We start from the raw sequence: 26,041 nt of genomic DNA, 5'->3' as shown, positions 1-26,041 counted from the left end.
TACGGCACAGCGCGCCCCGCCGGTTCACTCCGACGGGCGGGGCGCATTTTTGTGAGGTACATCACGCATCTCTGACGGGGTGCCAGACCGCCCCCGCGTCACCCGTAGGTGTCGCCCGGACCCTGGCTGCCGGGCGCCCGCAACGGCCCGTACCGCCGGCCCGGACCACCCGGGCCACCGGGTCCCAGGACCTTGATCATCCGCACCGACCCGTGCCCCAGGTCCTCGTTGAGCCGGGCCACCAGCGTCGGCGCGAGCAGCCGCAGGTTCGTCGCCCACGCCGTCGAGTCGCAGCGCACGACCAGCACCCGCTCGTCCTCGTCGTACCGCTCCGGCACGCAGTGCTTGGCCACGTCCTCACCGACGATCTGCGGCCAGCGGCCCATCACCCCGCCCACCGCCGCCGGCGTCTCCCAGCCGCGCTCGGTGATCAGCCGGTTGATCGCGGAACCCAGCGCCATGGGGTCACGGCCGTCGGCCCGCGCCCCGGAGCGCAGCCCCCCGCGCCGCGCCTGCTTCTTCTGCTGGGCCATGTCCCCCCGCGCGCGGGCCGCCTCCCGCGCCGCCCTGAGCGCCACGCGCGCGAGGTCGACGCCGGACGGCTCCTGGCCGCCTTTCGCGGGGCCCTTCCCGGGATCTCCGGAAGGACCCCCGGGGGCCGGCTCGTCGGCGCTCATACGCGCTCCACCGTTCCCTCCGCCACCGTGAACCGCGCCCCCGCCAGCACCTGCGGTACGTCGTCGTCGACCGCGGCCGTCACCAGCACCTGCTCCCCGGGCGCCACCAGTTCGGCCAGCCGCTCCCGGCGCCGCGCGTCCAGCTCGGCGAAGACGTCGTCCAGCACCAGCACCGGCTCGTTGCCCTCCGCCCGCAGCAGGTCGAACGAGGCCAGCCTGAGCGCCAGCGCGTACGACCACGACTCGCCGTGGGAGGCGTAGCCCTTGGCGGGCAGCGAGCCGAGCTTGAGCAGCAGGTCGTCCCGGTGCGGGCCGACCAGCGTGACGCCCCGCTCGATCTCCTGCTTGCGCGCCTCGGCGAGCGCCGCCGTCAGCTGCTCGTACAGATCCTCGCGCGTGTGCGCCTCACCGGGCGCCGACGGCTTGTACTCCAGGGCGACGGGGCCGCCGCCCGGGGCCAGCTGCTCGTACGCCTTGTCGGCCAGCGGCTGTACGGCCGCGATCAGGTCGAGGCGCTGGGCGAGCAGCTCGGCGCCCACGCGCGCGAGGTGCTGGTCCCAGACGTCGAGCGTGGACAGGTCCAGCGTGCGGCCACCGTGCCGGCGGGCGAGCGCGGCCGACTTCAGCAGGGTGTTGCGCTGCTTGAGGACCCGGTCGTAGTCGGAGCGCACCCCGGCCATCCGCGGGGAACGGGCGGTGATCAGCTCGTCCAGGAACCGGCGCCGCTCGCCGGGGTCGCCCTTGACCAGCGCGAGGTCCTCGGGCGCGAACAGCACGGTGCGCACGATGCCGAGCACGTCACGCGGTCTGACCTGCGAGGACCGGTTGATACGGGCGCGGTTGGCCTTGCCCGGGTTCAGCTCCAGCTCGATCAGCTGCTGCCGCTCGCCCTGCCGGACCTGGGCGCGGATCACGGCCCGCTCGGCGCCCATGCGCACCAGAGGGGCGTCGGAGGAGACCCGGTGGCTGCCGAGGGTGGCGAGGTAGCCGACCGCCTCGACGAGGTTGGTCTTGCCCTGCCCGTTCGGGCCGACGAAGGCGGTGACGCCCGGGTCCAGGGGCACCTCGACCCGGGCGTACGAACGGAAGTCGGCCAGCGACAGATGCGTGACGTGCATGGTCGTTCGCCGACCTCCCCAACTGGTGGTGCCTACTTCTTCTCGACCGCGTGGCCGCCGAACTGGTTGCGCAGCGCGGCGATCATCTTCATCTGCGGCGAGTCGTCCTGTCGGGACGCGAACCGCGCGAAGAGGGAGGCCGTGATCGCGGGCAGCGGCACCGCGTTGTCGATGGCCGCCTCCACAGTCCAGCGTCCCTCACCGGAGTCCTGTGCATAACCCCGGAGCCCGTCCAGGTGCTCGTCGTCGTCGAGGGCGTTGACGGCCAGGTCCAGGAGCCAGGAGCGGATGACGGTGCCCTCCTGCCAGGAGCGGAAGACCTCGCGGACGTTGTCCACGGAGTCGACCTTCTCCAGCAGCTCCCAGCCCTCGGCGTAGGCCTGCATCATCGCGTACTCGATGCCGTTGTGGACCATCTTCGCGAAGTGGCCCGCGCCCACCTTGCCGGCGTGCACGGCACCGAAGTCGCCCTCCGGCTTGAGGGCGTCGAAGACCGGCTGCACCCTGGCGACGTTCTCGGCGTCGCCGCCGTACATCAGCGCGTACCCGTTCTCCAGGCCCCAGACGCCGCCGGAGACGCCGCAGTCGACGAAGCCTATGCCCTTGGCCGCCAGCTCCTCGGCGTGCTTCTCGTCGTCCGTCCAGCGGGAGTTGCCGCCGTCCACGACGACGTCGCCTGGCTCCAGCAGCTCGCCGAGCCGGTCGACGGTGGCCTGGGTGGCCTCGCCCGCCGGGACCATCACCCACACCACGCGCGGTGCGCTGAGCTTGCCCACGAGCTCTTCCAGGCTGTGGACGTCGGCGAGGTCCGGATTGCGGTCGTATCCGACGACGGTGTGGCCCGCGCGGCGGATCCGCTCGCGCATGTTGCCGCCCATCTTGCCGAGGCCGACGAGACCGAGCTCCATCAGTTGCGTTCCTTAGGTGTGCGAGGTGGCAAGGCGGCACCTCCGAACCCGCCGGATGCGTGCCGCGGCACTTTCGTACCCGCGTCGAGCCTAAACCCGCACGCCCGTGCACAGCTGTGGGCATACGCGCTCAGACGTACGCCCCCACCTGCGGGTTCGTCCCCACCCTGGGGACGGCGACCGACGGTGCCGGCGGCCGGACGCGCGGCTCAGCCGCTCAGCCGCTCAGCCGCACCGGCATGATCAGGTACTTGTAGGCCTCGTCCGCCTCGGCGTCCACCGCGGGCTTGCCGCTGAGCAGGGCCGGCTTCGTGGACGTCGTGAAGGACAGCTGGGCGACCGGGGAGTCGATCGCGCTCAGGCCGTCCAGCAGGAAGGTCGGGTTGAAGGCGATCGAGATGTCGTCGCCCTCCAGCTGGGCGTCGACCCTTTCCACAGCCTGTGCGTCGTCGCTGGAGCCGGCCTCCAGGATGAGCACGCCCTGCTCGAAGCTGAGCCGCACCGGGGTGTTGCGCTCGGCGACCAGGGCCACGCGCTTGACGGCCTCCACGAAGGGCGCGGTCTCGATCACCGCGACGCTGTTGAACTCCGTCGGGAAGAGCGTCTTGTACTTCGGGAGGTCGCCCTCCAACAGCCGCGTCGTCGTCCGGCGGCCCGCGCCCTCGAAACCGATCAGGCCCTCGCCCGCGCCCGAGCCGGACAGCGCCAGGATCACCTGGTCACCGCTGGTCAGCGCCTTGGCGGTGTCCTGGAGCGTCTTGGCGGGCACCAGGGCGACCGCGGAGATGTCCGGGTTCTCCGGCTTCCACAGGAACTCGCGGACCGCGAAGCGGTAGCGGTCGGTGGAGGCCAGCGTCACCGAGTCGCCCTCGATCTCGATGCGCACACCGGTCAGGACGGGCAGCGTGTCGTCACGGCCCGCGGCGATGGCCACCTGCTGCACGGCCGAGGCGAAGACCTCGCCGGGGACCGTGCCCGTCGCCTCCGGCATCTGGGGCAGCGCCGGGTACTCCTCCACCGGCAGGGTGTGGAGGGTGAACCGCGAGGAGCCGCAGACCACCGTCGCCCGTACACCGTCTGTGGAAATCTCCACCGGCCGGTTGGGCAGGGCGCGGGAGATGTCCGCGAGCAGCCGGCCCGAGACGAGGACCGTGCCCTCCTCCTCGATCTCCGCCTCGACCGACACCCGCGCCGAGACCTCGTAGTCGAAGCTGGACAGGCTCAGCTGCCCCTCCTCGGCCTTCAGCAGCAGGCCCGCGAGGACCGGCGCCGGCGGACGGGCCGGGAGGCTGCGAGCCGCCCAGGCCACTGCCTCCGCGAGTACGTCGCGTTCCACCCGGATCTTCACTGTTGCCGCCTCCTGCTGTTGCCGGCGCTGCTCGCCCTGCTTCGCCTTCGTCGTCTGACCGGTGTCGTCCGCCGCTGTGAGGGGCAGAACACCGGGGACCAGTCTGACGCACCCCACTGACAGTAGGTGCCGTTCGGGGTCAAGTCGTGACGAGGGGCGGTCGGGCCCGAGAGAGCGAGTTGTGCACAGGACCCGCTTCGAAACGAATTCCGCACTCTCTCTAGTCGTCAGTAGTAGTAGGGCCTGTGGATACCGTGGATAACCTCGTTTGCCCAGGTCAGGCCGGGAATTTTGTCCACGGGGCCTGTGGGCGGAGCCGGTGGACAACTCGGCCCTTCTGTGGAGAACGGAAAGTTCTGCACACACCGTGCACAGGGAGAGGCGACTTCTCCCCAGCGCCGTCCCCAGGTTTACCCCCGTTTCCCACAGCCCAACCCGGCAGCTTGGTGTGACGCCTTTCACTCGACGCGGTGACAGGGCGCGTCACGTTGCCGAACAGTGGACAGGCATGTGGAGAAGCTGGGGATCGCTGGGGACAACCCCGTCCTTCCTGTGGGTTGCCCGTGGACAACCGGATGCACAGCCTGTGGATCATTTCTTCGTCCACAGCCTGTGGAGATCCTTCGTCCACGAATCCACAGGGAGCTGACCTGCCCTGATGATCCCTCAACAGCGTGGCCTGTGGACAGGATCGGGACAACTTCCCGGTCCCCAAGGTGTGGACGGAAAAAACTGGCCCAATCTGTGGAGGACGCCCGTAACCCGGCAGGTATTCGAACAGCGGCCAGGACAGCCGTACGAGCCGGTGGAGACGCGGGGACGCGCCGAGGCCGCGCCGGGGACCCGCTGAGCCGCGTCGGGGACCCGCTGGGGCACGCGAAAGGCGCCCCCGGGGGTCCCGGAGGCGCCTTCGTGGCCGGGGGCTGCGGCCGTCAGCCGTTCTTGATGCGGTTGGTCAGCTCGGTCACCTGGTTGTAGATCGAGCGCCGCTCGGCCATCAGATTGCGGATCTTGCGGTCGGCGTGCATCACCGTGGTGTGGTCCCGGCCGCCGAACAGCGCGCCGATCTTCGGCAGCGAGAGGTCCGTCAGCTCGCGGCACAGGTACATGGCGATCTGCCGGGCCGTCACGAGCGCCCGCCCGCGCGAGGTGCCGCACAGGTCCTCGACCGTGAGGCCGAAGTAGTCCGCGGTCGCGCCCATGATGGCCGTGGACGTGATCTCGGGGGCCGAGTCCTCGCCGCCGGGGATCAGGTCCTTGAGGACGATCTCGGTGAGGCCCAGGTCCACCGGCTGCCGGTTGAGCGACGCGAACGCCGTCACCCGGATCAGCGCGCCCTCCAGCTCGCGGATGTTGCGCGAGATCCGCGAGGCGATGAACTCCAGGACCTCCGGCGGCGCGTTGAGCTGCTCCTGGACCGCCTTCTTGCGCAGGATCGCGATACGCGTCTCCAGCTCCGGCGGCTGGACGTCGGTGATCAGTCCCCACTCGAAGCGGTTGCGGAGCCGGTCCTCCAGGGTCACCAGCTGCTTGGGCGGCCGGTCGCTGGAGAGCACGATCTGCTTGTTGGCGTTGTGGAGGGTGTTGAAGGTGTGGAAGAACTCCTCCTGCGTCGACTCCTTGTCCGCGAGGAACTGGATGTCGTCCACCAGCAGGATGTCCATCTCGCGGTAGCGCTTGCGGAAGCTGTCGCCCTTGCCGTCGCGGATGGAGTTGATGAACTCGTTGGTGAACTCCTCCGAGCTGACGTAGCGCACGCGCGTGCCCGGGTAGAGGCTGCGCGCGTAGTGCCCGATGGCGTGCAGCAGGTGGGTCTTGCCGAGTCCCGACTCCCCGTAGATGAACAGGGGGTTGTAGGCCTTCGCGGGTGCCTCGGCGACGGCGACGGCCGCCGCGTGGGCGAAGCGGTTGGAGGCGCCGATGACGAAGGTGTCGAAGAGGTATTTCGGGTTCAGGCGCGCGGTCGGCTCGCCGGGGCCGGTCGCCGGCGCGGGCTGTGCGGCCAGCGGTCCGGGCGCCCCGGTGGCGGGACCGGGGCCGACCGGGCCGCCGCGGTGCACGTGCCCGGAGCCGGCCGGGGGGTCGGGCAGCTCACGGCGCGGGCCGCGCTGCTCGTAGTCGCCGCGCCGCTGGTCGTAGTCCCCGCGCGGACCGTCGTACTCGCCCCGGGACTGTTCGTGGTCGCCGCGTGGCTTGTCGTAGTCCCCGCGGGGCTTGTCGTAGTCGCTCCGGGACTGCTCGTACTCGCCGCGCTGGCTGTCGTACGAGGGGCGTTCCGGGGGCTGCGGCCGGTAGTCCTGCTGGTACGGGGTGTGGGACTCGTGGGAGTACTGCGGCGGCTCCTGGCCGTACGGCTCCTGCGACGGGGAGGCGTAGGGGTCCCGTTCCGGGAAGCCGAGGCGCTGCTGCTGCCAGCCGTAGTCGTCCTGCTGCGAGGGGCGGGGCCAGGAGCCGGGCTCGGGGCGCTGGTACTCCTGCGGGTAGGCGGGCCGGGCCGTGGGGAGCTGGTCGGCGCGGTGGCGGCCGTACCCCTCGTACTCGTCGCGGTACTCCTCGCGGCCGCCGCCGCCCTGTCCGGGGGCGGGGAGCTCGGGCTCCTCGTAGCGGGGCTGGGGGCGGGAGGGTGGTGCCTGGGGGGCCTGCTGAGCGGGGCCGGCCGGTTCGCCCGCGGTGTCGTCGACGGTGATCGCGATGCGGATCGGGCGCCCGCACTCGCGGCTCAGGGTCTCGCTGACGACCGGGGCGAGACGGCCCTCCAGTACGCCTTTCGCAAATTCGTTCGGTACGGCGAGCAGGGCGGTGTCGGCGACCAGCGCGAGGGGCTGGCAGCGGCGGATCCAGTGCTCGTCCTTCGACTCGACGCCCTGCCCGCGGCCCTCTCCGAGAAGTTGCTCCAATACGCGTGGCCACACTGCGGCAAGATCGGCAGGTACGTCAGCCACAGGGCACGCTCTCTCACGAGTCCCTCGAAGGTGTGATTCGGGGACGGGTCGGGATGAAACTCGAGTGGGGCAGGGATAAGGGAACGAATCGGAGTCCAGTCACGGTAGTCAGCGCGACGGGTAGGGTTCAAGTTGTTGTCCCCAGCCTGTGGACAAGTGTCTCCCGGTCACCGCTGGTTTGACCGAATGGCGCAGTCGCACGTACCGTAACCAGGTCGAGTTGTCGATGGCTGCTGCCGCCTGCCTCCGATGGGCACAGGTCACGTCCAAGGTGATCCAAAAGCGGTGCACTCGGGCGTAACGCGAGCTACTCGTGGGCGCACGGTGACAGCCAGGACGGCACCCCGCCAACACCCGAATCTTTCTGGAGCCCCCGAGTGAGCAAGCGCACCTTCCAGCCGAACAACCGTCGCCGCGCGAAGACCCACGGCTTCCGGCTGCGTATGCGTACCCGTGCCGGCCGCGCGATCCTCGCGACCCGCCGCAGCAAGGGTCGCGCCCGTCTGTCCGCCTGATCCCGGTCAGGTCATGACATCGTGCTGCCCACCGAGAACCGGCTGAGGCGGCGCGAGGACTTCGCGACCGCGGTACGACGGGGGCGCCGGGCCGGCCGCCCGGCCCTCGTCGTCCACCTTCGAAGCGGTGCCACGGACCCGCACGCGCCTGGGGAGAGCGCTCCCCGGACACGTGCGGGTTTCGTCGTGAGCAAAGCCGTGGGCGGTGCGGTCGTGCGCAACAAGGTGAAGCGCAGGCTTCGCCATCTGATGCGCGACCGGATCGACCTGTTGCCCCCCGGTAGCCTGGTAGTCGTACGAGCGCTGCCCGGTGCGGGTGACGCCGACCATGCACAGCTGGCCCGAGACCTGGACGCCGCCCTGGAGCGGCTACTGGGAGGGGGCGCGCGATGAAGTACCCGTTGCTGGCTCTGATCAAGCTCTACCAGTGGACGATCAGTCCGCTGCTGGGGCCGGTGTGCAAGTACTACCCGTCGTGTTCCCACTACGGCTACACGGCCATCGACCGGCACGGAGCCGTCAAGGGCACCGCGCTCACCGCCTGGCGCATCCTGCGGTGCAATCCGTGGTCGCTGGGCGGCGTGGACCATGTTCCGCCGCGCAAGCGCCCGCGGTGGCACGAAACGCTGCGAGCCGCCTGGCGGGCACGCAAGGGCGGGACCTCCGCCGCCGAACCGGCCACCGAAGGAGGACCTGCTCACCCGAGCCCGTCCCGTCCTTCGGGCCCGGCCGCAGAGACCTCGCCCCATGCCCAAGGAGCATGATTAGTGGACACGATTGCCAGCCTCTTCAGCTTCATCACCTGGCCCGTCTCCTGGGTCATCGTCCAGTTCCACACGGTGTACGGGGCGATCTTCGGACCTGACACCGGATGGGCCTGGGGCCTGTCCATCGTGTCCCTGGTGATCCTCATCCGTATCTGCCTGATCCCGCTCTTCGTGAAGCAGATCAAGGCGACGCGCGGGATGCAGACGCTCCAGCCGGAGATGAAGAAGATCCAGGAGCGCTACAAGAACGACAAGCAGCGTCAGTCCGAAGAGATGATGAAGCTGTACAAGGAGACGGGTACCAACCCGCTCTCCTCGTGCCTTCCCATCCTGGCGCAGTCCCCGTTCTTCTTCGCCCTGTACCACGTGCTCAACGGCATCGCGTCCGGCGACACCATCGGCAAGATCAACCAGCCACTGCTGGAGAGCGCCCAGAAGGCGCACATCTTCGGCGCCCCGCTGGCCGCGAAGTTCACCGACGGTGCGTCCAAGGTGGAGTCCCTCGGTGCCTCGCTGACGGACGTCCGGGTCATCACCGCGGTCATGATCGTGCTGATGTCGGCGTCGCAGTTCTTCACCCAGCGCCAGCTGATGACCAAGAACGTCGACACCACGGTGAAGACGCCGTTCATGCAGCAGCAGAAGATGCTGATGTACGTCTTCCCGGTCATGTTCGCCGTCTTCGGTATCAACTTCCCCGTCGGTGTCCTCGTCTACTGGCTGACCACCAACGTGTGGACCATGGGCCAGCAGATGTACGTCATCCGCAACAACCCGACGCCGGGTTCCAAGGCGCAGGCCGCCTACCTGGAGCGGCTGCACAAGAGCGTCACCGAGCACGGCAGGATCCGCGGCCGGGGCCAGAAGGCCATCGTGAAGGCCATCGTCGCCAAGGGCCGGGACCGCAACGAGGCCGAGCGGAAGTTCATCAACGGTCTGAACAAGGCCGGCATGGCCGCCCAGGCCGACGGCACCGTGGTGAAGAACGAGGCCGCCGTGGCCGCCCAGAGTGCGGACGGCTCGACCGTGACGACCACGGCTCAGCCCAAGCGCCAGCAGCCCAAGCGGCAGAGCAAGTCGCAGCGCCAGGCCAAGCCCGCCGGCGAGGCCGAGCCGAAGACGTCGCTGACCAAGTCGGACGAGCCGCAGGACGCCGAACCGGCCGGCAAGCAGGACGCCAAGCCTGCCGCCGGTGCCAAGAAGCCGGCCCAGAAGTCCGGCGGCGGTGGCCGCAGCAAGGCCCAGTCCGGACAGCGCAAGGGCCCGCAGCGGCCCAAGTCCCCGTCGAAGAAGTAAGAAGGAGTCCATCCCGTGACGGAAGGCACCACCTCCGCCGCTGCCGAGGGTGCAGACACCCTCACCCGCCTCGAGCAGGAGGGCGAGATCGCCGCGGACTACCTGGAGGGTCTGCTCGACATCGCCGACCTCGACGGCGACATCGACATGGACGTCGAGGCCGACCGTGCCTCCGTCTCGATCATCAGCGACACCCAGAGCAGGGACCTGGAGAAGCTGGTCGGCCGGGACGGTGAGGTGCTGGAGGCTCTTCAGGAGCTCACCCGCCTCGCCGTGCACCGGGAGACCGGTGACCGCAGCCGGCTGATGCTGGACATCGCGGGTTACCGGGCCGACCGGCGCGCCGAGCTGTCCGAGCTGGGCGCCAAGGCCGCGGCCGAGGTCAGGAGCAGCGGCGAGTCCGTGCGGCTGAAGCCGATGACGCCCTTCGAGCGCAAGGTCGTGCACGACGCGGTCAAGGCCGCCGGACTGCGCAGCGAGTCCGAGGGCGAGGAGCCGGAGCGCTTCGTCGTCGTGCTTCCCGCCTGAGCGGTTCTCTCGTTCTCCGGCCCCGTCTGTTGCGCAGGCGGGGCCGAATTTTGTCAGCCTGATAGTTCTGGTGGTTCTGGCACCGACGCCCAGTGCGTCGGTGCCGTACGGAAGGACGGTCCCCGTGTCGGAGGCAGCGGAGCTCCCCCCTGTACCCGAGCAGGCACGTGACGTGTTCGGTGATCGCTACGCGGACGCGGTCCGCTACGCGGAACTGCTCGCCGAGGCGGGGGTGAAGCGCGGTCTGATCGGTCCGCGTGAAGTGCCCCGGCTCTGGGAGCGGCACCTGTTGAACTGCGCGGTGCTCTCCGAGGTCGTGCCCGAGGGAGTGACGGTGTGCGACGTGGGCTCGGGAGCCGGGCTGCCCGGGATCCCGCTGGCACTGGTACGGGAAGACCTGAAGATCACCCTGCTCGAGCCGCTGCTTCGCCGCACGAACTTCCTGACCGAGGTCGTGGAGCTGCTGGGCCTGGACCATGTCACCGTCGTGCGGGGACGGGCCGAGGAGGTCATGGGCAAGCTGCCGCCGGTGCACGTGGTGACGGCCCGCGCCGTCGCTCCCCTGGACCGCCTCGCCACCTGGGGCATCCCACTGCTGCGCCCGTACGGCGAGATGCTCGCCCTCAAGGGCGACACGGCCGAGGAGGAGCTGAAGGCGGCGACCGCGGCGCTGAGCAAACTCGGTGCGGAGGAGACGTCCATCCTGCACGTCGGAGAGGGCGTCGTGGACCCCATGTCCACCGTGGTGCGGGTCGAGGTCGGAGAGAGCCCCGGTGGCGTGCGCTTCGCAGCCAAGCGGGCCAAGGCCGCCCGGACCGGACGGACACGCCGACGTCGCGGATAGCGGCCCCAGGCGGTTCATGGTCGCCGTGACGGTCCGCCCTACTCCACACAAGCTGCCCTGCCTGCGCATGCCGGAGTGTCGCGGCAGCTCGGCAACGGCTGCTGTGCATCGTGTTTCACGTGAAACGTCGCTCACTGCTGCACGGCATCATCAGTCGCGGCCGCGCCGCGGCCGACCCCCGCGACCGAAAGCCTCTCGGATCGCTCGGAGAGGGCACGGAGTTGTCCACAGAGGTGGATTTCTCCACAGAAGACCAGGCCTCACTGGTTCATGACCCCGAAGGCATGGGAGGCTCTGTTCATTGCGAGCCTGAAGTCGAGGAGAGTGAATCCTTGCGGTCCGACGCCAATATCGCGGGACCGATGACCGATCCGGTCCCCGGTCCCCGTACCGAGTCGATGGGAGCGGATGTTTCACGTGAAACACCGCCTCCGATGGACGACACTCCGATCGGTCGTGCTGCCCAACTCGCCGTGGAGGCTCTGGGCCGCGCCGGCGAGGGGCTGCCGAGACCCGAGCAGACCCGGGTCATGGTCGTGGCCAACCAGAAGGGCGGTGTGGGCAAGACGACGACGACCGTCAACCTTGCCGCGTCACTCGCCCTGCACGGCGCGAGAGTCCTGGTCGTCGACCTCGACCCGCAGGGCAACGCCTCCACCGCGCTGGGCATCGACCATCACGCCGATGTCCCCTCCATCTACGACGTGCTGGTCGAGAGCCGTCCGCTCTCGGAAGTGGTCCAGCCCGTCCCCGATGTCGAGGGCCTGTTCTGCGCGCCCGCCACGATCGATCTCGCCGGTGCGGAGATCGAACTGGTCTCTCTGGTCGCACGCGAGAGCCGTCTCCAGCGGGCGATCGCGGCCTACGAACAGCCGCTGGACTACATCCTCATCGACTGCCCGCCCTCCCTGGGCCTGCTGACCGTCAATGCTCTGGTCGCGGGCCAGGAGGTGCTGATCCCGATCCAGTGCGAGTACTACGCCCTGGAGGGCCTGGGTCAGCTGCTGCGCAACGTCGACCTGGTGCGGGGGCATCTCAATCCCACGCTGCATGTGTCGACGATCCTCCTCACCATGTACGACGGACGGACGCGGCTCGCGTCGCAGGTCGCGGACGAGGTGCGCAGCCACTTCGGCGAGGAGGTGCTGCGGACGAGCATTCCCCGCTCGGTCCGTATCTCCGAGGCCCCGAGCTACGGGCAGACGGTACTGACCTACGATCCAGGATCAAGTGGAGCCCTCTCCTATCTGGAGGCGGCCCGTGAGATCGCGCTGAAGGGTGTGGGCGTCAACTACGACGCGACCCACGCTCACCTCGGCGCCCAGAATGATCCGAGCATGGTGGAGGGGATCCAGTGAGTGAGCGACGGAGGGGGTTGGGTCGTGGTCTGGGCGCGCTGATCCCCAACGCCCCGACCGAGAAGTCGGTTGCCTCGGCGGCGTTGGGAACCGCGGCCTCCGCGTCCCCCGGGACCATGCCGCTGCTGCCGAACGAGCGTGGAGTGGCGGCGGCGAAGGTGGCCACGCTGCCGCCTGTTTCACGTGAAACAGAAGAGCCGTTCGCACCGCAGGGCGTGGAGGGACTGCGGCCGCCCCTGGGGGCGCACTTCGCCGAGGTGCCCCTCGACGCCATCACGCCGAACCCGAAGCAGCCGCGCAAGGACTTCGACGACGACGCGCTGGCCGAACTCGTCACCTCCATCAGGGAGGTCGGCCTTCTCCAGCCGGTTGTCGTACGGCCGACGGAGCCCGGGCGCTATGAGCTCATCATGGGTGAGCGCCGCTTCCGTGCCTGCCGCGAGCTGGAGCTGGACGCCATCCCGGCGATCGTGCGGGCGACGGAGGACGAGAAGCTCCTCCTGGACGCACTCCTGGAGAACCTGCACCGCGCTCAGCTGAACCCGCTGGAGGAGGCGTTCGCCTACGACCAGCTGCTGAAGGACTTCAACTGCACGCACGACCAGCTGGCGGACCGTATCGGTCGCTCCCGCCCGCAGGTGTCCAACACCCTGCGTCTGCTGAAGCTCTCCCCGAAGGTGCAGAACCGGGTGGCGGCAGGCGTGCTCTCCGCGGGGCATGCGCGGGCCTTGCTGTCCGTGGACGATCCGGAGGAGCAGGACCGGCTGGCGCATCGCATCGTGGCCGAAGGGCTCTCGGTGCGGTCGGTCGAGGAGATCGTGACCCTGATGGGTTCACGGCCGCAGAAGCCGCAGCGGGCCAAGGGCCCGAGGGCCGGCTCGCTGGTGTCCCCGGCGCTCTCCGACCTGGCCACGCGGCTCTCGGACCGCTTTGAGACGCGGGTGAAGGTCGACCTGGGACAGAAGAAGGGCAAGATCACCGTCGAGTTCGCCTCCATGGAGGACCTGGAGCGGATCCTCGGAAGTCTCGCTCCTGGCGAGGGGCCGGTCCTGCAGAAGGGGCTCCTGGAGGGCGAGGACGAGGACGGGGACGCCTGATGTTCGGGCCCTGATGTTCGGGTAGAGGGAGCACTCACGGGTGCTTCGGCTGCCACAAGGGCGGGCCGTGTCCGGTGCAGACCGGAACACGGCCCGCCCTTTACTGTGCGTCGGTGTCGGGGCCACCGCATCGTGGATACGATGCGATCGAGATGGCGTTGTCACCTGGCAGTACCTCTGAGAGGAAGGCAGGGGCCATGCGCACGATGAGCCGCACCGAACTGGTGAGCGCGGGCTTGGGGCTGGGCGCGGTCGGTGGGTTCGTCGGCAGCCTGCTCAGGGAACGGAGCGCTCTGACAGCCGCCCGGGACGCGGCAGGGGAAGGAAGCGAGGAACAGCCTTCATGGGGCGCCGGCTCGTACCGCTCACGCTGGACAACCTTCAGGACCTTCCCCAGCGCTGTCGCTCGTGTGTCTTCTGGGAACTGGACCCCGTCAGTGGCGAGGCCGCGGTAAAGGCGGGCACGCCGGCCCTGGAGAAGGAGTCCTGGATCTCCGCCGTCCTGCTGGACTGGGGGTCCTGCGGCCGGGTGGTCTACGTCGATGACGTGCCGGTGGGCTTCGTGCTCTACGCACCGCCCGCGTATGTACCGCGCTCGGCGGCCTTCCCCACCAGTCCGGTCTCCTCCGACGCGGTCCAGCTGATCACCGCGTTCGTGATGCCGGGGTACCAGGGCCAGGGACTGGGCCGGGTGATGGTCCAGACGGTTGCCAAGGATCTCCTGCGCCGTGGCTTCAAGGCCATCGAGGCGTTCGGGGACGCCCGCTGGAAGGAGCCCGCCTGTGTCCTGCCGGCGGACCATCTGCTGGCGGTGGGTTTCAAGACGGTCCGGCCGCATGCCCGGCATCCGCGACTGCGGCTGGATCTGCGGTCCACGCTGTCCTGGAAGGAAGACGTGGAGATGGCACTGGACCGCCTGCTCGGCGCCGTACAGAAGGAACCGGCGTTGCGTCCGCTGTAAGGACGGCACCGGAGAAGGCGGGAAGCAGAAGGGGCCGACCCGTGCGGGTCGGCCCCCTCGTGTTTCACGTGAAACGTCGGTCGTCGATCGTCAGTCGGCGATGAAGTCCTCGAGGTCGCGGACGATCGCGGCCTTCGGCTTGGCGCCGACGATGGTCTTGGCGACCTCGCCGCCCTGGTAGACGTTGAGGGTCGGGATGGACATGACGCCGTACTTGGCAGCCGTACCCGGGTTCTCGTCGATGTTCAGCTTGACGATCTCGATCTTGTCGCCGTACTCGGCGGCAATCGCTTCGAGGGACGGCGCGATCTGGCGGCACGGACCGCACCAGGCGGCCCAGAAGTCCACCAGGACGGGCTTGTCGTTCTTGAGGACGTCCTGCTCGAAGGAGTCGTCGGTCACATGCTTCAGGGTGCCGGCCACGGCGGGCTCCTTAACTGGTTGGTGCGGGGGATGGGATGGTCAGACGGCGGTCTTCTCGGGCTCCGCCTTGTCCTCGTCGCTGAGGGCGGCGAGGTAGCGCTCGGCGTCGAGAGCGGCGGAGCAGCCGGTGCCCGCGGCGGTGATCGCCTGTCGGTAGGTGTGGTCGACCACGTCGCCGGCCCCGAAGACACCCGTCAGGTTGGTGCGGGTCGAGGGCGCGTCGACCTTCAGGTAGCCCTCCGGGTCCAGGTCGAGCTGGCCCTTGAAGAGCTCGGTGCGCGGGTCGTGGCCGATCGCGATGAACAGGCCGGTCACCGGCAGATCAGAGAGTTCGCCGGTCTTGACGTTGCGCAGCTTCAGGCCCGCCAGCTTCTGCTCGCCCTGGACCTCGGCGACCTCGCTGTCCCAGACGAACGTGATCTTCGGGTCGGCGAAGGCGCGCTCCTGCATCGCCTTGGAGGCGCGCAGGGTGTCCCGGCGGTGGACGATCGTCACGGACTTCGCGAAGCGGGAGAGGAACGTGGCCTCCTCCATCGCGGTGTCACCGCCGCCGATCACGGCGATGTCCTGGTCCTTGAAGAAGAAGCCGTCACAGGTCGCGCACCAGGAGACGCCGCGGCCGGAGAGTGCGTCCTCGTTCGGCAGGCCAAGCTTGCGGTGCTGAGAGCCGGTGGTGACGATGACGGCCTTCGCCCGGTGGACCGTTCCCGCGGTGTCGGTGACGGTCTTGATCTCACCGCTGAGGTCGACGGCCACGACGTCGTCCGGGATCAGCTCGGCACCGAAGCGCTCCGCCTGGGCCCGCATGTTGTCCATGAGCTCGGGGCCCATGATGCCGTCCTGGAAGCCGGGGAAGTTCTCCACCTCGGTGGTGTTCATCAGCGCTCCGCCCGCGGTGACGGCTCCCTCGAACACCAGCGGCTTCAGCGACGCTCGCGCGGTGTAGAGCGCCGCCGTGTAGCCGGCGGGCCCGGAGCCGATGATGATCACGTTTCGGACGTCGCTCACGGCTTCATTCCTCGTCTCTGGACTGCGTCTTCAGGGCCGGGTGGAGCTGCACTCGGAACTCTCACCCCACCTAACGGATCCTACGGGGCGCGCATTCCCGCTGTGCCCGGGCACACGGCGTCAGGACCGGGCCACGTGGCGAGGAAGAGGCCCGAGCGCTACGGACGGGCGTAGGAGTGCTTCAGAAGGATCTTGGCCTTGCCGACCGCGGGCTGATCCACGCACGCCGCCTCGACGATGTAGGCGGTGACCCGAGTGTCGTTGGCGGCATCGGGCAGCACCACCAGCAGTGCCTCCCTGCCCTTGTAGACACCCTGCTCCGTGGCGATCACCGCGTCGTCGCGGCCGATGCCCTTCCGGACGCACTCGGGGACGGTCGGCTGCTTGAAGACATGGTTCTCGGTGGTCTCGCCACCGTTCTCGGACTCCATACCGAAGCTGCGCGGTGTGGGTGCCCCGTTCTGGGTGCCCCCGGCCGCGATGAGGCTGGTCACCTGGTCCTGGAGCCGGCCCTCGGAGAAGGTGTCCGCGACTGCGGTCTGCTGCTCCTGGGCGGTGTTGCCGGAAGGGCTCTCCCCGGTGAGGGAGGACACGATGACCGAGCCGAGTCCGATGGCGGCAGCGGCGGCCACGGCGCCGAGTACAGCGATCCGTCGCCGTCCGCCCCGGCGGCGGTCCTTGCGGCCGGGACCGGTGGAGGAGGAGCGGGCGTGTCCGGCGGGCCGGTCGACCGGCGTCGATGTTTCACGTGAAACACGCGCGCCGTCGGGGACGTCCGGCAGAGTCTCGGCCGCCAGGGCGGCGTCGATACGGGCGGCCACGTCGTCCGGCATGCGGGCCGGGGCCGGGAGGGTGCCGAGCAGACCCTGGATCTCCCCCAGCGACGCGTAGACGTCCGCGCAGAGCGCGCAGTTCTCCAGGTGCTGCCGTAGGTCGGCGGTCCGGGCGGTCGGGAGGATGCCTTCGGCGAGGTCGGCGATCTCCGCGACGTCAGGATGCCCGGTCATGTCTGTCGTCGACGACGTCACGCTCGTCCACCTCCGCCCTTCACTGCGGTTGAATCGCTCGGCCCTGCCTCCGACGGCTTTGCTTCCGACGGTCCCGCTGCGGGTGGGACGGATGCCCCCGGCGTCCGGTTCCGTTCCGAGCCGGGCTTCCCGCCCTCGCCGCTGCCGTCCGGTCGCAGGTGGGTGAGCAGCGGCAGGAGCCTGGCTCTGCCCCGCGCACATCGGCTCTTGATCGTCCCGGGCGGTACGTCGAGGACACGGGCGGCCTCCGCGACGGGGTAGCCCTGCATGTCGACGAGCACGAGAGCGGCCCGCTGGTCCGGCGGCAGGGTGCCCAGGGCCGCCAGCAGCTGGCGGTGCAGATCATTGCGCTCGGCGGGAGCGGAGGCCGACTCGTGCGGCTCCAGCAGCTGCTCCAGGCGCTCGGTGTCGTCGACGGGCGCGGTCTTCCGGGAGGCGGCCTTGCGGGCACGGTCCAGACAGGCGTTCACCGTGATCCGGTGCAGCCAGGTCGTGACGGCTGCCTGCCCGCGGAAGGTGTGCGCGGCCCGGTAGGCGGAGACGAGCGCGTCCTGGACGGCGTCGGCGGCCTCCTCGCGATCTCCCAGCGTCCGCAGGGCCACGGCCCAGAGACGGTCGCGGTGACGCCGCACCAGCTCACCGAAGGCGTCCGAGTCCCCCTCGACGTGGCGGGCGAGGAGGGTTTGGTCGCCGATGCCGTCGTACGCGGTGTCATCTGCCATCGGCCCCCTCCCCCTTTCCTCGGCGGACCCTCAGCCCTTGAAGGTCACGTCGGTGATCGCCTGCTTGTAGCCGGCGCCGCTGTAGCCGTCGGACGGCGCGTTCGGCACGTCGGTCATCCACAGCAGGACGTACCGCGTCTTGACGGGCTTCGACGCCTTCGCCGTGAGCGAGGAGCCGGTCGTGGTGGCACTGGCGATCTCCGTCATGCCGTCGACTCCCGTCGAGGGCGACAGTGCATCGGTGGCGTAGAAGTGCACGGTGGTGTGATCACCGGTGTACCGGAGTCCTATGGACGCCGTCGAGACGTCCTGCGGCGAACCGAGGTCGTAGACGATGCCGACTCCGGGCTTGTACGGCGCGAGCTGCGGCCCTTCGTTGTACTTCTTGGTGCGCCAGAAGGTGGAGGCGTCGGCGTCGTAGGTGTTGGTCACGTCCTGCGGTGCCTGGGCGCTGCCGCTGGCGACGTACTCCTGGGCTCCCTGAACGCTGATCGGCTTGACCGGTTTGGTCTGCTCGTCGTTCTTGTCGTCGCCGTCCACCGTCTGGGTCTGGTTCGGGTCGTCGGCCTTGCCGCCCCGTTCCATGAGGGCGTCCGCGAGCTGCCAGCTGCCGAGGCCGAGTGCGGCGATCAGCAGGGCCGAGACGCTCCACTTGAGGGCCTTGCCGGTACGGCTCTGCAACGGGGGCGGCGGCGTCGGCACGGGCTGGGTGACCCCGGGGTGCGCTGCCGGACGCCCGTAGGGGCCTTGCTGGTAGGCCGTGCGCTGGTACTGGGGCGGAGCGGTGTACGCCGGCTCCGGCGGGCGGATGCGCGGCATCTCGCCGATCGCCTTCACCAGTTCCTCCGGCGTGGTGCACGGGGACTCGTGACGGGAAGCGGTGGCACCGTCGTTGGCGAGCGCCCGCATCGCCAGTTCGGACAGGCCGCGGTGGACGCCGGCCCGCACCTGGTCCGGTGGGATCAGCCCGATGTCCTTGGGCAGACCCGCCAGACCGTACGCGTCGTTCTCGTACGGCCAGCGCTGGGTGAGCGTGGCGTACAGCAGGGCGCCGATGGCCTCGGTGTCGGTGCGCTGCGGGGTGTCGGAACTGATGCCGCGCAGCGCGGCGTTGACGGCGAGCCCGCGGATCCGCCACTGGCCCGTCGAGGTACGCAGCACCGCGTTGGGGTTCAGACGCAGATGGGCGAGGCCCTCACGGTGGGCGGCCGCCATGGCCGACGCGACCTGACTGACCATCTGGTAGGCGTCGTACACCTCCAGCGGCCCGGAGGCGAGGAGCGCGGTCAGCTCGGTGGCGTCGGGGAGCCACTCGTGCACGACGTAGACGAGGTCGTTGTCCTCGACGGCATCCAGGACCTGGACGAAGCGGGGGTCACCGAGCAGGGCGGACGAGCGTGCCGCCGCCAGCACGGACCGGGCTCGCGCGTGGTCCGCCGGGAGGAGGTGGACCCCGACGGCGCGGCGGAGCTTCTCGTCGACGGCCCGCCAGCTGCTGAAGCCGTCCAGACGGGTGACGCACTCCTCGAGGCGGTAGCGTCTGGCCAGCTTGTGCCCGCTGTGCAGTTCGGGAGGCGAGGCCTTGCCGGATTCCTCGCTCGTGGGGGTCCCCTGTGCCTCGTCGCTGTCCGTGTCCCGCTCCCGGTTGTTGGCCACCCCGTCGGCCGTGGACTGGTCCGCCTGTGCGGTCAGCGGCTCCTCGCCGCTGTTGTCTGCCACGTCGACGGCAGCTGTGCTCCGTTCCGCCACCGTCGTTCCTGCCTCCCCATTCCGTGCGCGTCGGCCGACTCCCGATCCGCGCGTCCGACGCCGAACCCAATTGTGCCCACAGTCCGCCGCTATGCACGACACACAGCGGCGGACGATGGTTGTGCGCCTACCCCGGCCCTCAGCGTCCCAGGCGTCCGCGCACCATGCCCACCAGGGAGTTGACTTCCTCGATGCGCATGCGGCGGGCGGCGACGAAGAAGACACCGAACAGCAGCACTCCGCCGGCCAGCAGCGCGGCGAACGAACCCACGACGCCCTGGCCGAGCTCGCGGCTGATCGCGTAGCAGGCGGCACCGCTGAGCAGGGCGGCCGGGACGGACGCGATGCACAGCCGGGCGTAGGTCCGCAGCACCCGGGCGCCGTCCAGGTCCCCGCCCAGCCGCTTGCGCAGCCTGCGCCAGGCGATGCCCACGCCGATCACATAGGCCAGGCCGTAGCTGGCCGCCATGCCGACGACGGCCCACCGCGAGGGCAGCAGGAGGAAGCACAGACCCGAGGCGGCGGCGTTGACCACGGCCACGATGACGGTGTTGTAGAAGGGCGTCCGGGTGTCCTCGTAGGCGTAGAAGGCGCGCAGGACGACGTACTGCACGGAGTACGGGATGAGACCGAGGCCGAAGGCCATCAGCATGTAGCCCATGTTGGTGGCCGCGCCCGTGCCCGAGGAGCCGAAGATCAGGGTGCACATCGGGATGCCGAGCGCGACGAAGCCGAAGGAGACCGGCACGATGGCGACGGCCGTCGTGCGCAGGCCCTGGGAGATGTCGTCGCGGACCGCTCCCCCGTCCTCCTCGGACGCCGAGCGGGAGATGCGGGGCAGCAGGGCGGCCATCAGGGAGACGGTGATGATGGCCTGCGGCAGGCCCCAGATGAGCTGGGCGTTGGCGTAGGCGCTGTAACCGGTGCCGGCGAGGTCGGTGTCCGTGACCGACGCCGTGGCGAGCTGGATGACGACCAGGGCGCCCGCCTGGTTGGCGAGGACGAACAGGATCGTCCACTTGGCGAGCATCGCTGCCTTGCCGAGGCCGTGGCCCCGCCAGTCGAACCGCAGCCGGAGTCTGAACCCGGTCTCGCGCAGGTAGGGGATCATCGCCAGGGCCTGGACGACGAGGCCGAGCAGGATGCCGATGCCGAGGAGCTGCTTGCCCTCCGGCGGGATGGTCGCGACCGTCATCCCGGAGTCGGCGGCCGTGCCGTAGACCCAGAGGAACATGCCGAGGGTCACGATGATGACGATGTTGTTCAGGACCGGGGTCCACATCATCGCGCCGAACCGGCCACGGGCGTTGAGGATCTGCCCCATCACGACGTGGACGCCCATGAAGAAGATGGACGGCAGGAAGTACCGGGTGAAGGTGACGGCCGTCTCGTTGGCCGCGGGGTCCGAGGCGACCGGGTTCGACAGCGCGCGAACCAGTAGCGGGGCCGCCAGCATCCCCAGCGCGGTGAGGAGGCCGAGGGCCACCATGACCAGGGTCAGCAGTCGGTTGGCGTATGCCTCGCCGCCGTCGTCGTCGTCCTTCATGGCGCGGACGAGCTGGGGAACGAAGACCGAGTTGAGGCCGCCGCCGACGGTGAGGATGTAGATCATCGTCGGCAGCTGGTAGGCGATCTGGAAGGACTCGCCCAGCAGGGCGAGGCCCAGGGCGGAAACGATCATCGCCGACCGGACGAACCCGGTCAGCCGCGACACCATCGTGCCCGCCGCCATCACGGCGCTGGACTTCAGCAGGCCCCCCGCGCGCCCGCCCTTCTTGGGCGCGGCCGGGGCGGCCGCAGGGGCGGGCTCGGGCTCCTGAAGGGGTGCCTCGGCCGCCTCGGGCGTGGGTGCCACCGCGTACTGGCCGGGCGCGGGCGCCGCGTGCTGTCCGTGCGCCGCGGGGCTCCCGTACTGCCCCTGCGCCGCGGCGGGACCGCCGTACTGTCCGTGCGGCTGTCCGTGCGCCGGAGCGTTTCCGTACGGGCCGGGCTCCTGCTGTCCGCCGTACGGTCCCGGGGCCGGCGCCGTGCCGTACTGCCCCGGCCCCGCCGCACCGCCGTACGGTCCCGGCTCCGGGGCCGGGGCGGGCACGGCCGCCTGGTCGTCGTACGAGGGGTGGCCGCCGCCCTGCTGCTGGTCGCGGAAGAGGTGGGCGAAGGCGTCCGGCTCGTGACGCTGGTCGCCGGCCTGGCCGACCAGGTCGTCGACGCCCACGAACTGGGTGGTCCGAGGGTCGTCGCCGTACGGCAGGTACTGCGTCGGACCCTCCGGTTCGGGGGCCGGGGTCGGGGCCCAGACACGGGGGTCGGGGGCGTAGGGGGACGGGGAGGGCTGGGAGTACAGCGGCTGCTGCGGCGGGTAGGTGCCCGGCGGCGGAGGGGGGTGCGCGGCGCGGTCGTAGAGCGCCTCGGAGACCGGGTCCTGGGCGGAGAGGTCCTGCGCCCGGTAGGGGTCCTGGTCGTAGGCGTCCTGGAGGTACATGTCCGGCTGCTGCGGCGGCGTCTGCCCGGGGTCCGGCGGCGGGCCCTGGGGGTGACCCGAGCCGTCCACGGCCTGACCGCGGTCACCGTCGTACGGCGCGTTCATGGTTACCCCACCTCATCGTCCCGGGCCGACCGGCCACGACATCCTCAACGGTCCACTCTCTCACCCGTGCCGGACGGGTCGGTGCTTTCCGCTGCGGTGTCCGGTGTCGGGTCACTCGGCTGCTCAGGGTCGGCTGCCCGGGCCGGTGCCGCGGACCCCTCCGGGAGACGTCCTTCGGGTCCCTCCGGGTTCTCCGGGCCGTTCTCGGAGTTCTCCGGCGCCTCCGGCTCCTCGGAGTCGCCCTCCTCGCCCTTCCCGGCGGCGCGGGCCGCGGCCCGCTTGCGCTGCGTGTACATCCGGAACCCGGCGAGGACGAGCAGCAGGACGCCGCCGCCGATGACGAGCATCACGGTGGCCGTGACCTCGGTGACCTTCACGTCGAAGGTCACGGGCTTGCCGTACGGCCGCCCGTCCTTCGTGTACAGCTGGGCGATCACCGTCGCCCGGCCGTTGGCGTTGGCCGACGTGGTGAACTTCACCGACTGGCTGTGGCCGCCGGAGACCGAGATCGGCTGCTCCTCGTAGTCGGCGCCGTCGATCTCGAGGCGCGTCGGATTCGTCGAGGTGAGCCGCAGGACCAAGGGGCCGACGTCCTGCACGAGGTTGTTCTGCACCGTGACCGGGATGGTGGCGCTGCGCCCGGACAGCTTCGTCTCCGACTTGTCGATCAGTCTGACCCGGCCCGCCAGCCCGTCGAGGTACGACTTCACTCCGGCGCGGAACGACTTCGCCTCGGCGGCCCGGCCGCGCCAGGACACGGACATCTCCCGGTTGAGGGCGCGTCCGAAGGGGGTCACCACCCGGGACGGGTCCGAGAGCACGACCTTGAAGCCGTCCAGCGCGTCCTGCGTCCGCGCGCTCTCCACGAAGGCCGACCGGGGCAGCTCCTTCTTGCGCAGCGCCGACGGGTAGGAGGAGGACCCCGGAACCGTGGTGGTGGCGTCCGGGTCGGGCTTGGCCGCGGAGGCTGCCGCCAGCTTCTGGGACTGGGACCAGGTGCCGCTCTGGAGGGCCCGCAGCGCCTCGGCCATCGCGCGGGCCTGGCTGCCGGAGGGCATGCGCTGCGGGGCGACGACGACGCTGCGCTGCTTGTCGGTCTGGAGCCCCAGGCCGAGGCTCTGGGCGAGGAAGCGCTGCACGGCCAGCGTGGAGGCGGACGCGTTCGTCAGATCGCCCTCGAAGGCCCTGGACATCCGGGCGTCCGCCACGACGGCCGTGGTGCCGCCGCCGATGGGACGGGCGGCGGACGGTGAGTAGGACAGGCCGTTGGTCTCCTGGAAGCTGTCGCTGCGCGCGAGCACCTTGTCGGCGCCCGCCGAGGTGGCGACCTTGACGATCGACCGGTCGACGGCGCCGTCCACGGGCCAGGCGAAGTCGGTGTTCGGCTTCACATGCAGGATCGGCTCGACCGTGTTGTCGACGACGTCCGTCGCGTCCTTGAGCTGACTCAGCGAGCCGGTGACGTCCGTGCCGTTGTGGGCCAGGGAGGCCAGGTCGGGGTCGGCGAAGGGGAGGGCGACGACCTCCTTGTCGGCCACCGCGTCCTGCAAGTCGGCCAGCCACTGCTTGGCGACCGTCTGGTGGGTGCCGGCGGTGGTCTTGTCCCCGTCCCGGACGCGGTAGCTGCCCGTCATCGCGTCGACGGACGCCAGCAGGTCCGGGTCGACCACCCAGGTGACGTCGAGATCCTTGCCCAGCGTCACCATCTGGTTCAACCGACCGCCGGGGGAGATCTCCTTCGCCAGGTCGTTGTTGAGGAAGACTGGGGTCTGCTCCTCGTTCGGTCCCGTTTCGGCGGCCATGTGCGTCGTCGAGACGAGTGGCCACAGTGCCGTGGTCTTGGTCCTGGTGCCTGCCTCGTCGGGCTGCCACGGCAGGAAGGTCCGCCGGATGCCGAGGATCTGCTCCCACGGCTGCGCGGAGGTCTCACCGGACAGCGAGACGGCGAATTCGTAGACGCCGTCGTCGCCCAGGTTCAGGTCGTCGACCGGCACGGAGATGTTGAAGTGCTCGGCGACACCGGGGGTGAGCTTGGAGAACTTCTCGCTGTACTTGTTGTCGATCTCCGGGGAGATGGAGCCCTGGAGATTGTCGCTGTCCTTGGCGATCGCGTCGACCGAGGAGCGGGTGTCGACCGGCGGGCCCACCCGCAGGCCCACATGGGCGTCGGTGACGGTCCGCTTGCCGTGGTTGGTCACGGTGCCCGACACGGTCACCGTGTCCCCGTCCGTGGGCGCGGAGGGGGTGAGCGAGTCGACGGCCACGGCCACCGAGCCCGCGTCGGAGTCGGTCAGGGCGGCGGCCGTCTCCTCGGCGTGCGCCGCGTCGGCGGCGGGCAGCTGGACCAGGCCGGCCAGCAGCGGCGCCCCGGCGAGCAGTGCCGTGGTGCGCCGCAGCCACCGGCGGGCAGGTGAGGCACTGGTGCCCTGGAAGTCTGCCGCCTCGGCCACGCGCTCGCCCGTCCCTCGTCGTGATCAGTGGTCGTCGGAATGTGCGTCCACGCATGGTAACGATGTGCGGCGAGGGGAAGTGCCGCGGAGTACGCCACAAGATCCGCGGCCGGACCGGGCTTCCCGCTATGTGCGCCTATAAAGGGAGCGGTACGGAAGCGGGGGATTCGGTGCGCGCTTTATGGGGGCGCTTGTCTCCGCCCGGGCCACGTACCCTGTTCTGTTGTGCCGAACGCCAACGAAGTCAGCCCCAGCGCCCTGAGCCAGGAGCAGCACCGCACGGTGAGTGAGCCGCTGCGGATCGCCCCTGTCGCCGACGATCTCGCCCGCCGCTTCCAGGAGGCCGGGTTCTCGCTCGCCCTGGTCGGCGGTTCGGTCCGGGACGCCTTGCTCGGGCGGCTCGGCAACGACCTGGACTTCACGACCGACGCCCGCCCCCAGGACGTACTGAAGATCATGCGTCCCTGGGCGGACGCGGTCTGGGAGGTCGGGATCGCGTTCGGCACGGTCGGGGGACAGAAGGACGGCTGGCAGATCGAGGTGACCACCTACCGGTCGGAGGCGTACGACCGCACCTCGCGCAAGCCCGAGGTGTCCTACGGCGACTCCATCGAGGAGGACCTCGTCCGGCGCGACTTCACCGTGAACGCGATGGCCGTCGCGCTCCCGGAGAAGGCGTTCATCGACCCGCACGGCGGCCTCGACGACCTCGCGTCCCGTGTCCTGCGTACGCCCGGGACCCCCGAGGACTCGTTCTCGGACGACCCGCTCCGGATGATGCGGGCCGCGCGCTTCGCCGCGCAGCTCGACTTCGAGGTGGCGCCGGAGGTCGTCAAGGCCATGCACGACATGGCCGGGCGCATCGACATCGTCTCCGCCGAGCGGGTCCGGGAGGAGCTGAACAAGCTCATCCTCTCCTCCCACCCGCGCAAGGGCCTGAGCCTGCTGGTGGAGACGGGCCTCGCCGCGCGGGTCCTGCCCGAGCTGCCGGCCCTGCGGCTGGAGCGTGACGAGCACCACCGGCACAAGGACGTCTACGACCACACGCTCATCGTCCTGGAGCAGGCGATGGCCCTGGAGGACGAGGGGCCCGACCTGACCCTGCGCCTGGCCGCCCTGCTGCACGACATCGGCAAGCCGCGCACCCGCCGCTTCGAGAAGGACGGCAGGGTCTCCTTCCACCACCACGAGGTGGTCGGGGCGAAGATGACGAAGAAGCGCATGATGGCGCTCAAGTACTCCAATGAGCTGGTGAAGGACGTCTCACGCCTGGTCGAGCTGCATCTGCGCTTCCACGGCTACGGCACGGGTGAGTGGACGGACTCCGCGGTCCGCCGCTACGTCCGGGACGCCGGACCGCTGCTCGACCGCCTCCACAAGCTGACGCGGTCGGACTGCACGACGCGGAACAAGCGCAAGGCGGCGGCCCTCTCCCGTGCGTACGACGGTCTGGAGGAACGGATCGCGCAGCTTCAGCAGCAGGAGGAGCTGGACTCGATCCGCCCGGACCTGGACGGCAACCAGATCATGGAGATCCTCGGCATCCGCCCTGGACCGGCCGTCGGGCAGGCGTACAAGCACCTGCTGGAGCTTCGTCTGGAGAACGGGCCGATGACGCATGACGCGGCGGTGGCGGCGCTGAAGGAGTGGTGGGCCGATCAGGAGTCGTGACCCGGAGGTGACGGACAGACGAAGGGGCGATGTTTCACGTGAAA

At 70.0% G+C, this 26,041-nt stretch carries 22 protein-coding genes; 10 read left to right on the top strand and 12 right to left on the bottom strand.

The annotated features are described in order from the left end of the window. Positions 1-98 precede the first annotated feature (98 nt). The 5 genes from ACIRGB_RS04555 to dnaA all read right to left on the bottom strand — a co-directional run bounded on the left by ACIRGB_RS04555 (position 99) and on the right by dnaA (position 6,993). Positions 99-677 (bottom strand): DUF721 domain-containing protein, encoded by a 579-nt coding sequence (locus ACIRGB_RS04555; RefSeq protein WP_403858552.1) that lies wholly within the window; start codon positions 675-677, stop codon positions 99-101. Further along, positions 674-1,795, bottom strand: coding sequence for a DNA replication/repair protein RecF (recF, locus tag ACIRGB_RS04550; RefSeq protein WP_403858550.1), 1,122 nt, complete (start codon positions 1,793-1,795; stop codon positions 674-676). Before recF ends, ACIRGB_RS04555 begins: the two co-directional genes overlap by 4 nt. A 32-nt stretch (positions 1,796-1,827) precedes the next feature. Continuing rightward, complete coding sequence (gnd, locus tag ACIRGB_RS04545; RefSeq protein WP_076975211.1) at positions 1,828-2,703, bottom strand: phosphogluconate dehydrogenase (NAD(+)-dependent, decarboxylating); 876 nt, start codon at positions 2,701-2,703, stop codon at positions 1,828-1,830. Positions 2,704-2,920: 217 nt separating this feature from the next. After that, positions 2,921-4,051, bottom strand: a complete 1,131-nt coding sequence (dnaN, locus tag ACIRGB_RS04540) for a DNA polymerase III subunit beta (RefSeq protein WP_052836777.1) — start codon at positions 4,049-4,051, stop codon at positions 2,921-2,923. A gap of 932 nt (positions 4,052-4,983) precedes the next feature. Then, positions 4,984-6,993 carry a chromosomal replication initiator protein DnaA gene (dnaA, locus tag ACIRGB_RS04535; protein ID WP_403858547.1) on the bottom strand — a complete coding sequence of 670 codons (2,010 nt, stop codon included), beginning with the start codon at positions 6,991-6,993 and terminating at the stop codon, positions 4,984-4,986. Between the two features lie 377 nt (positions 6,994-7,370). Between dnaA and rpmH the strand changes: the two genes are divergently transcribed. The 9 genes from rpmH to ACIRGB_RS04490 all read left to right on the top strand — a co-directional run bounded on the left by rpmH (position 7,371) and on the right by ACIRGB_RS04490 (position 14,359). Next, positions 7,371-7,508 (top strand): 50S ribosomal protein L34, encoded by a 138-nt coding sequence (gene rpmH, locus ACIRGB_RS04530; protein ID WP_003975051.1) that lies wholly within the window; start codon positions 7,371-7,373, stop codon positions 7,506-7,508. A gap of 21 nt (positions 7,509-7,529) precedes the next feature. After that, positions 7,530-7,901 carry a ribonuclease P protein component gene (gene rnpA, locus ACIRGB_RS04525; RefSeq protein WP_104633800.1) on the top strand — a complete coding sequence of 124 codons (372 nt, stop codon included), beginning with the start codon at positions 7,530-7,532 and terminating at the stop codon, positions 7,899-7,901. Further along, positions 7,898-8,272, top strand: a complete 375-nt coding sequence (yidD, locus tag ACIRGB_RS04520) for a membrane protein insertion efficiency factor YidD (protein ID WP_403858544.1) — start codon at positions 7,898-7,900, stop codon at positions 8,270-8,272. The genes rnpA and yidD overlap by 4 nt, the downstream gene beginning before the upstream one ends. Before the next feature lie 3 nt (positions 8,273-8,275). Beyond that, the gene (gene yidC / locus ACIRGB_RS04515; RefSeq protein WP_403858542.1) at positions 8,276-9,571 is read left to right on the top strand and encodes a membrane protein insertase YidC; all 1,296 of its coding nucleotides are present in this window, start codon (positions 8,276-8,278) and stop codon (positions 9,569-9,571) included. A gap of 15 nt (positions 9,572-9,586) precedes the next feature. After that, positions 9,587-10,099: a protein jag gene (locus ACIRGB_RS04510; protein ID WP_403858540.1), complete on the top strand. Its 513-nt coding sequence runs from the start codon at positions 9,587-9,589 to the stop codon at positions 10,097-10,099. A gap of 124 nt (positions 10,100-10,223) precedes the next feature. Continuing rightward, on the top strand, positions 10,224-10,943 hold the full coding sequence (gene rsmG / locus ACIRGB_RS04505) for a 16S rRNA (guanine(527)-N(7))-methyltransferase RsmG (RefSeq protein WP_052836785.1): 720 nt from the start codon (positions 10,224-10,226) through the stop codon (positions 10,941-10,943). Positions 10,944-11,227: 284 nt separating this feature from the next. Beyond that, on the top strand, positions 11,228-12,301 hold the full coding sequence (locus tag ACIRGB_RS04500; RefSeq protein WP_403859298.1) for a ParA family protein: 1,074 nt from the start codon (positions 11,228-11,230) through the stop codon (positions 12,299-12,301). Further along, a complete protein-coding gene (locus ACIRGB_RS04495; RefSeq protein ID WP_403858538.1) occupies positions 12,298-13,398 on the top strand; it encodes a ParB/RepB/Spo0J family partition protein in 1,101 nt (366 codons plus the stop codon). Before ACIRGB_RS04500 ends, ACIRGB_RS04495 begins: the two co-directional genes overlap by 4 nt. A gap of 343 nt (positions 13,399-13,741) precedes the next feature. After that, on the top strand, positions 13,742-14,359 hold the full coding sequence (locus ACIRGB_RS04490) for a GNAT family N-acetyltransferase (RefSeq protein ID WP_403858536.1): 618 nt from the start codon (positions 13,742-13,744) through the stop codon (positions 14,357-14,359). A gap of 90 nt (positions 14,360-14,449) precedes the next feature. Here the strand turns inward: ACIRGB_RS04490 and trxA are convergent, their stop codons facing one another. The 7 genes from trxA to ACIRGB_RS04455 all read right to left on the bottom strand — a co-directional run bounded on the left by trxA (position 14,450) and on the right by ACIRGB_RS04455 (position 24,326). Beyond that, the gene (trxA, locus tag ACIRGB_RS04485) at positions 14,450-14,782 is read right to left on the bottom strand and encodes a thioredoxin (protein WP_003975042.1); all 333 of its coding nucleotides are present in this window, start codon (positions 14,780-14,782) and stop codon (positions 14,450-14,452) included. Between the two features lie 39 nt (positions 14,783-14,821). Then, a complete protein-coding gene (gene trxB, locus ACIRGB_RS04480; protein ID WP_104633793.1) occupies positions 14,822-15,790 on the bottom strand; it encodes a thioredoxin-disulfide reductase in 969 nt (322 codons plus the stop codon). Between the two features lie 158 nt (positions 15,791-15,948). After that, complete coding sequence (locus ACIRGB_RS04475) at positions 15,949-16,797, bottom strand: anti-sigma factor family protein (RefSeq protein ID WP_403858533.1); 849 nt, start codon at positions 16,795-16,797, stop codon at positions 15,949-15,951. 17 nt (positions 16,798-16,814) lie between these two features. After that, positions 16,815-17,540, bottom strand: coding sequence for an RNA polymerase sigma factor SigM (gene sigM / locus ACIRGB_RS04470; protein WP_403858531.1), 726 nt, complete (start codon positions 17,538-17,540; stop codon positions 16,815-16,817). A 30-nt stretch (positions 17,541-17,570) separates the two neighbouring features. Then, positions 17,571-19,289 (bottom strand): protein kinase family protein, encoded by a 1,719-nt coding sequence (locus ACIRGB_RS04465; RefSeq protein WP_403858529.1) that lies wholly within the window; start codon positions 19,287-19,289, stop codon positions 17,571-17,573. 139 nt (positions 19,290-19,428) lie between these two features. Then, positions 19,429-21,876: a murein biosynthesis integral membrane protein MurJ gene (gene murJ, locus ACIRGB_RS04460; protein ID WP_403858527.1), complete on the bottom strand. Its 2,448-nt coding sequence runs from the start codon at positions 21,874-21,876 to the stop codon at positions 19,429-19,431. A gap of 44 nt (positions 21,877-21,920) precedes the next feature. Further along, positions 21,921-24,326, bottom strand: coding sequence for a DUF6049 family protein (locus ACIRGB_RS04455; RefSeq protein ID WP_403858525.1), 2,406 nt, complete (start codon positions 24,324-24,326; stop codon positions 21,921-21,923). 225 nt (positions 24,327-24,551) lie between these two features. Here ACIRGB_RS04455 and ACIRGB_RS04450 point away from each other — a divergent pair, with 225 nt between their 5' ends. Next, on the top strand, positions 24,552-25,997 hold the full coding sequence (locus ACIRGB_RS04450; protein WP_403858523.1) for a CCA tRNA nucleotidyltransferase: 1,446 nt from the start codon (positions 24,552-24,554) through the stop codon (positions 25,995-25,997). Positions 25,998-26,041: the final 44 nt, after the last annotated feature.

Origin of the sequence: Streptomyces sp. NPDC102490 (assembly GCF_044765285.1) — a bacterium.
In the GTDB taxonomy this organism is placed as follows: domain Bacteria; phylum Actinomycetota; class Actinomycetes; order Streptomycetales; family Streptomycetaceae; genus Streptomyces.
The sequence above is the reverse complement of the archived record's forward strand: the minus strand, read 5'-3'. Positions and strand labels throughout refer to the sequence as shown.

Coding starts and splice junctions, on each gene's coding strand:
- sigM (WP_403858531.1), bottom strand. CDS start 17,540: ATGGCAGATGACACCGCGTACGACGGCATCGGCGACCAAACCCTCCTC.
- gnd (WP_076975211.1), bottom strand. CDS start 2,703: ATGGAGCTCGGTCTCGTCGGCCTCGGCAAGATGGGCGGCAACATGCGC.
- ACIRGB_RS04500 (WP_403859298.1), top strand. CDS start 11,228: ATGGGAGGCTCTGTTCATTGCGAGCCTGAAGTCGAGGAGAGTGAATCC.
- yidD (WP_403858544.1), top strand. CDS start 7,898: ATGAAGTACCCGTTGCTGGCTCTGATCAAGCTCTACCAGTGGACGATC.
- ACIRGB_RS04555 (WP_403858552.1), bottom strand. CDS start 677: ATGAGCGCCGACGAGCCGGCCCCCGGGGGTCCTTCCGGAGATCCCGGG.
- murJ (WP_403858527.1), bottom strand. CDS start 21,876: ATGAACGCGCCGTACGACGGTGACCGCGGTCAGGCCGTGGACGGCTCG.
- ACIRGB_RS04490 (WP_403858536.1), top strand. CDS start 13,742: ATGGGGCGCCGGCTCGTACCGCTCACGCTGGACAACCTTCAGGACCTT.
- recF (WP_403858550.1), bottom strand. CDS start 1,795: ATGCACGTCACGCATCTGTCGCTGGCCGACTTCCGTTCGTACGCCCGG.
- ACIRGB_RS04475 (WP_403858533.1), bottom strand. CDS start 16,797: ATGACCGGGCATCCTGACGTCGCGGAGATCGCCGACCTCGCCGAAGGC.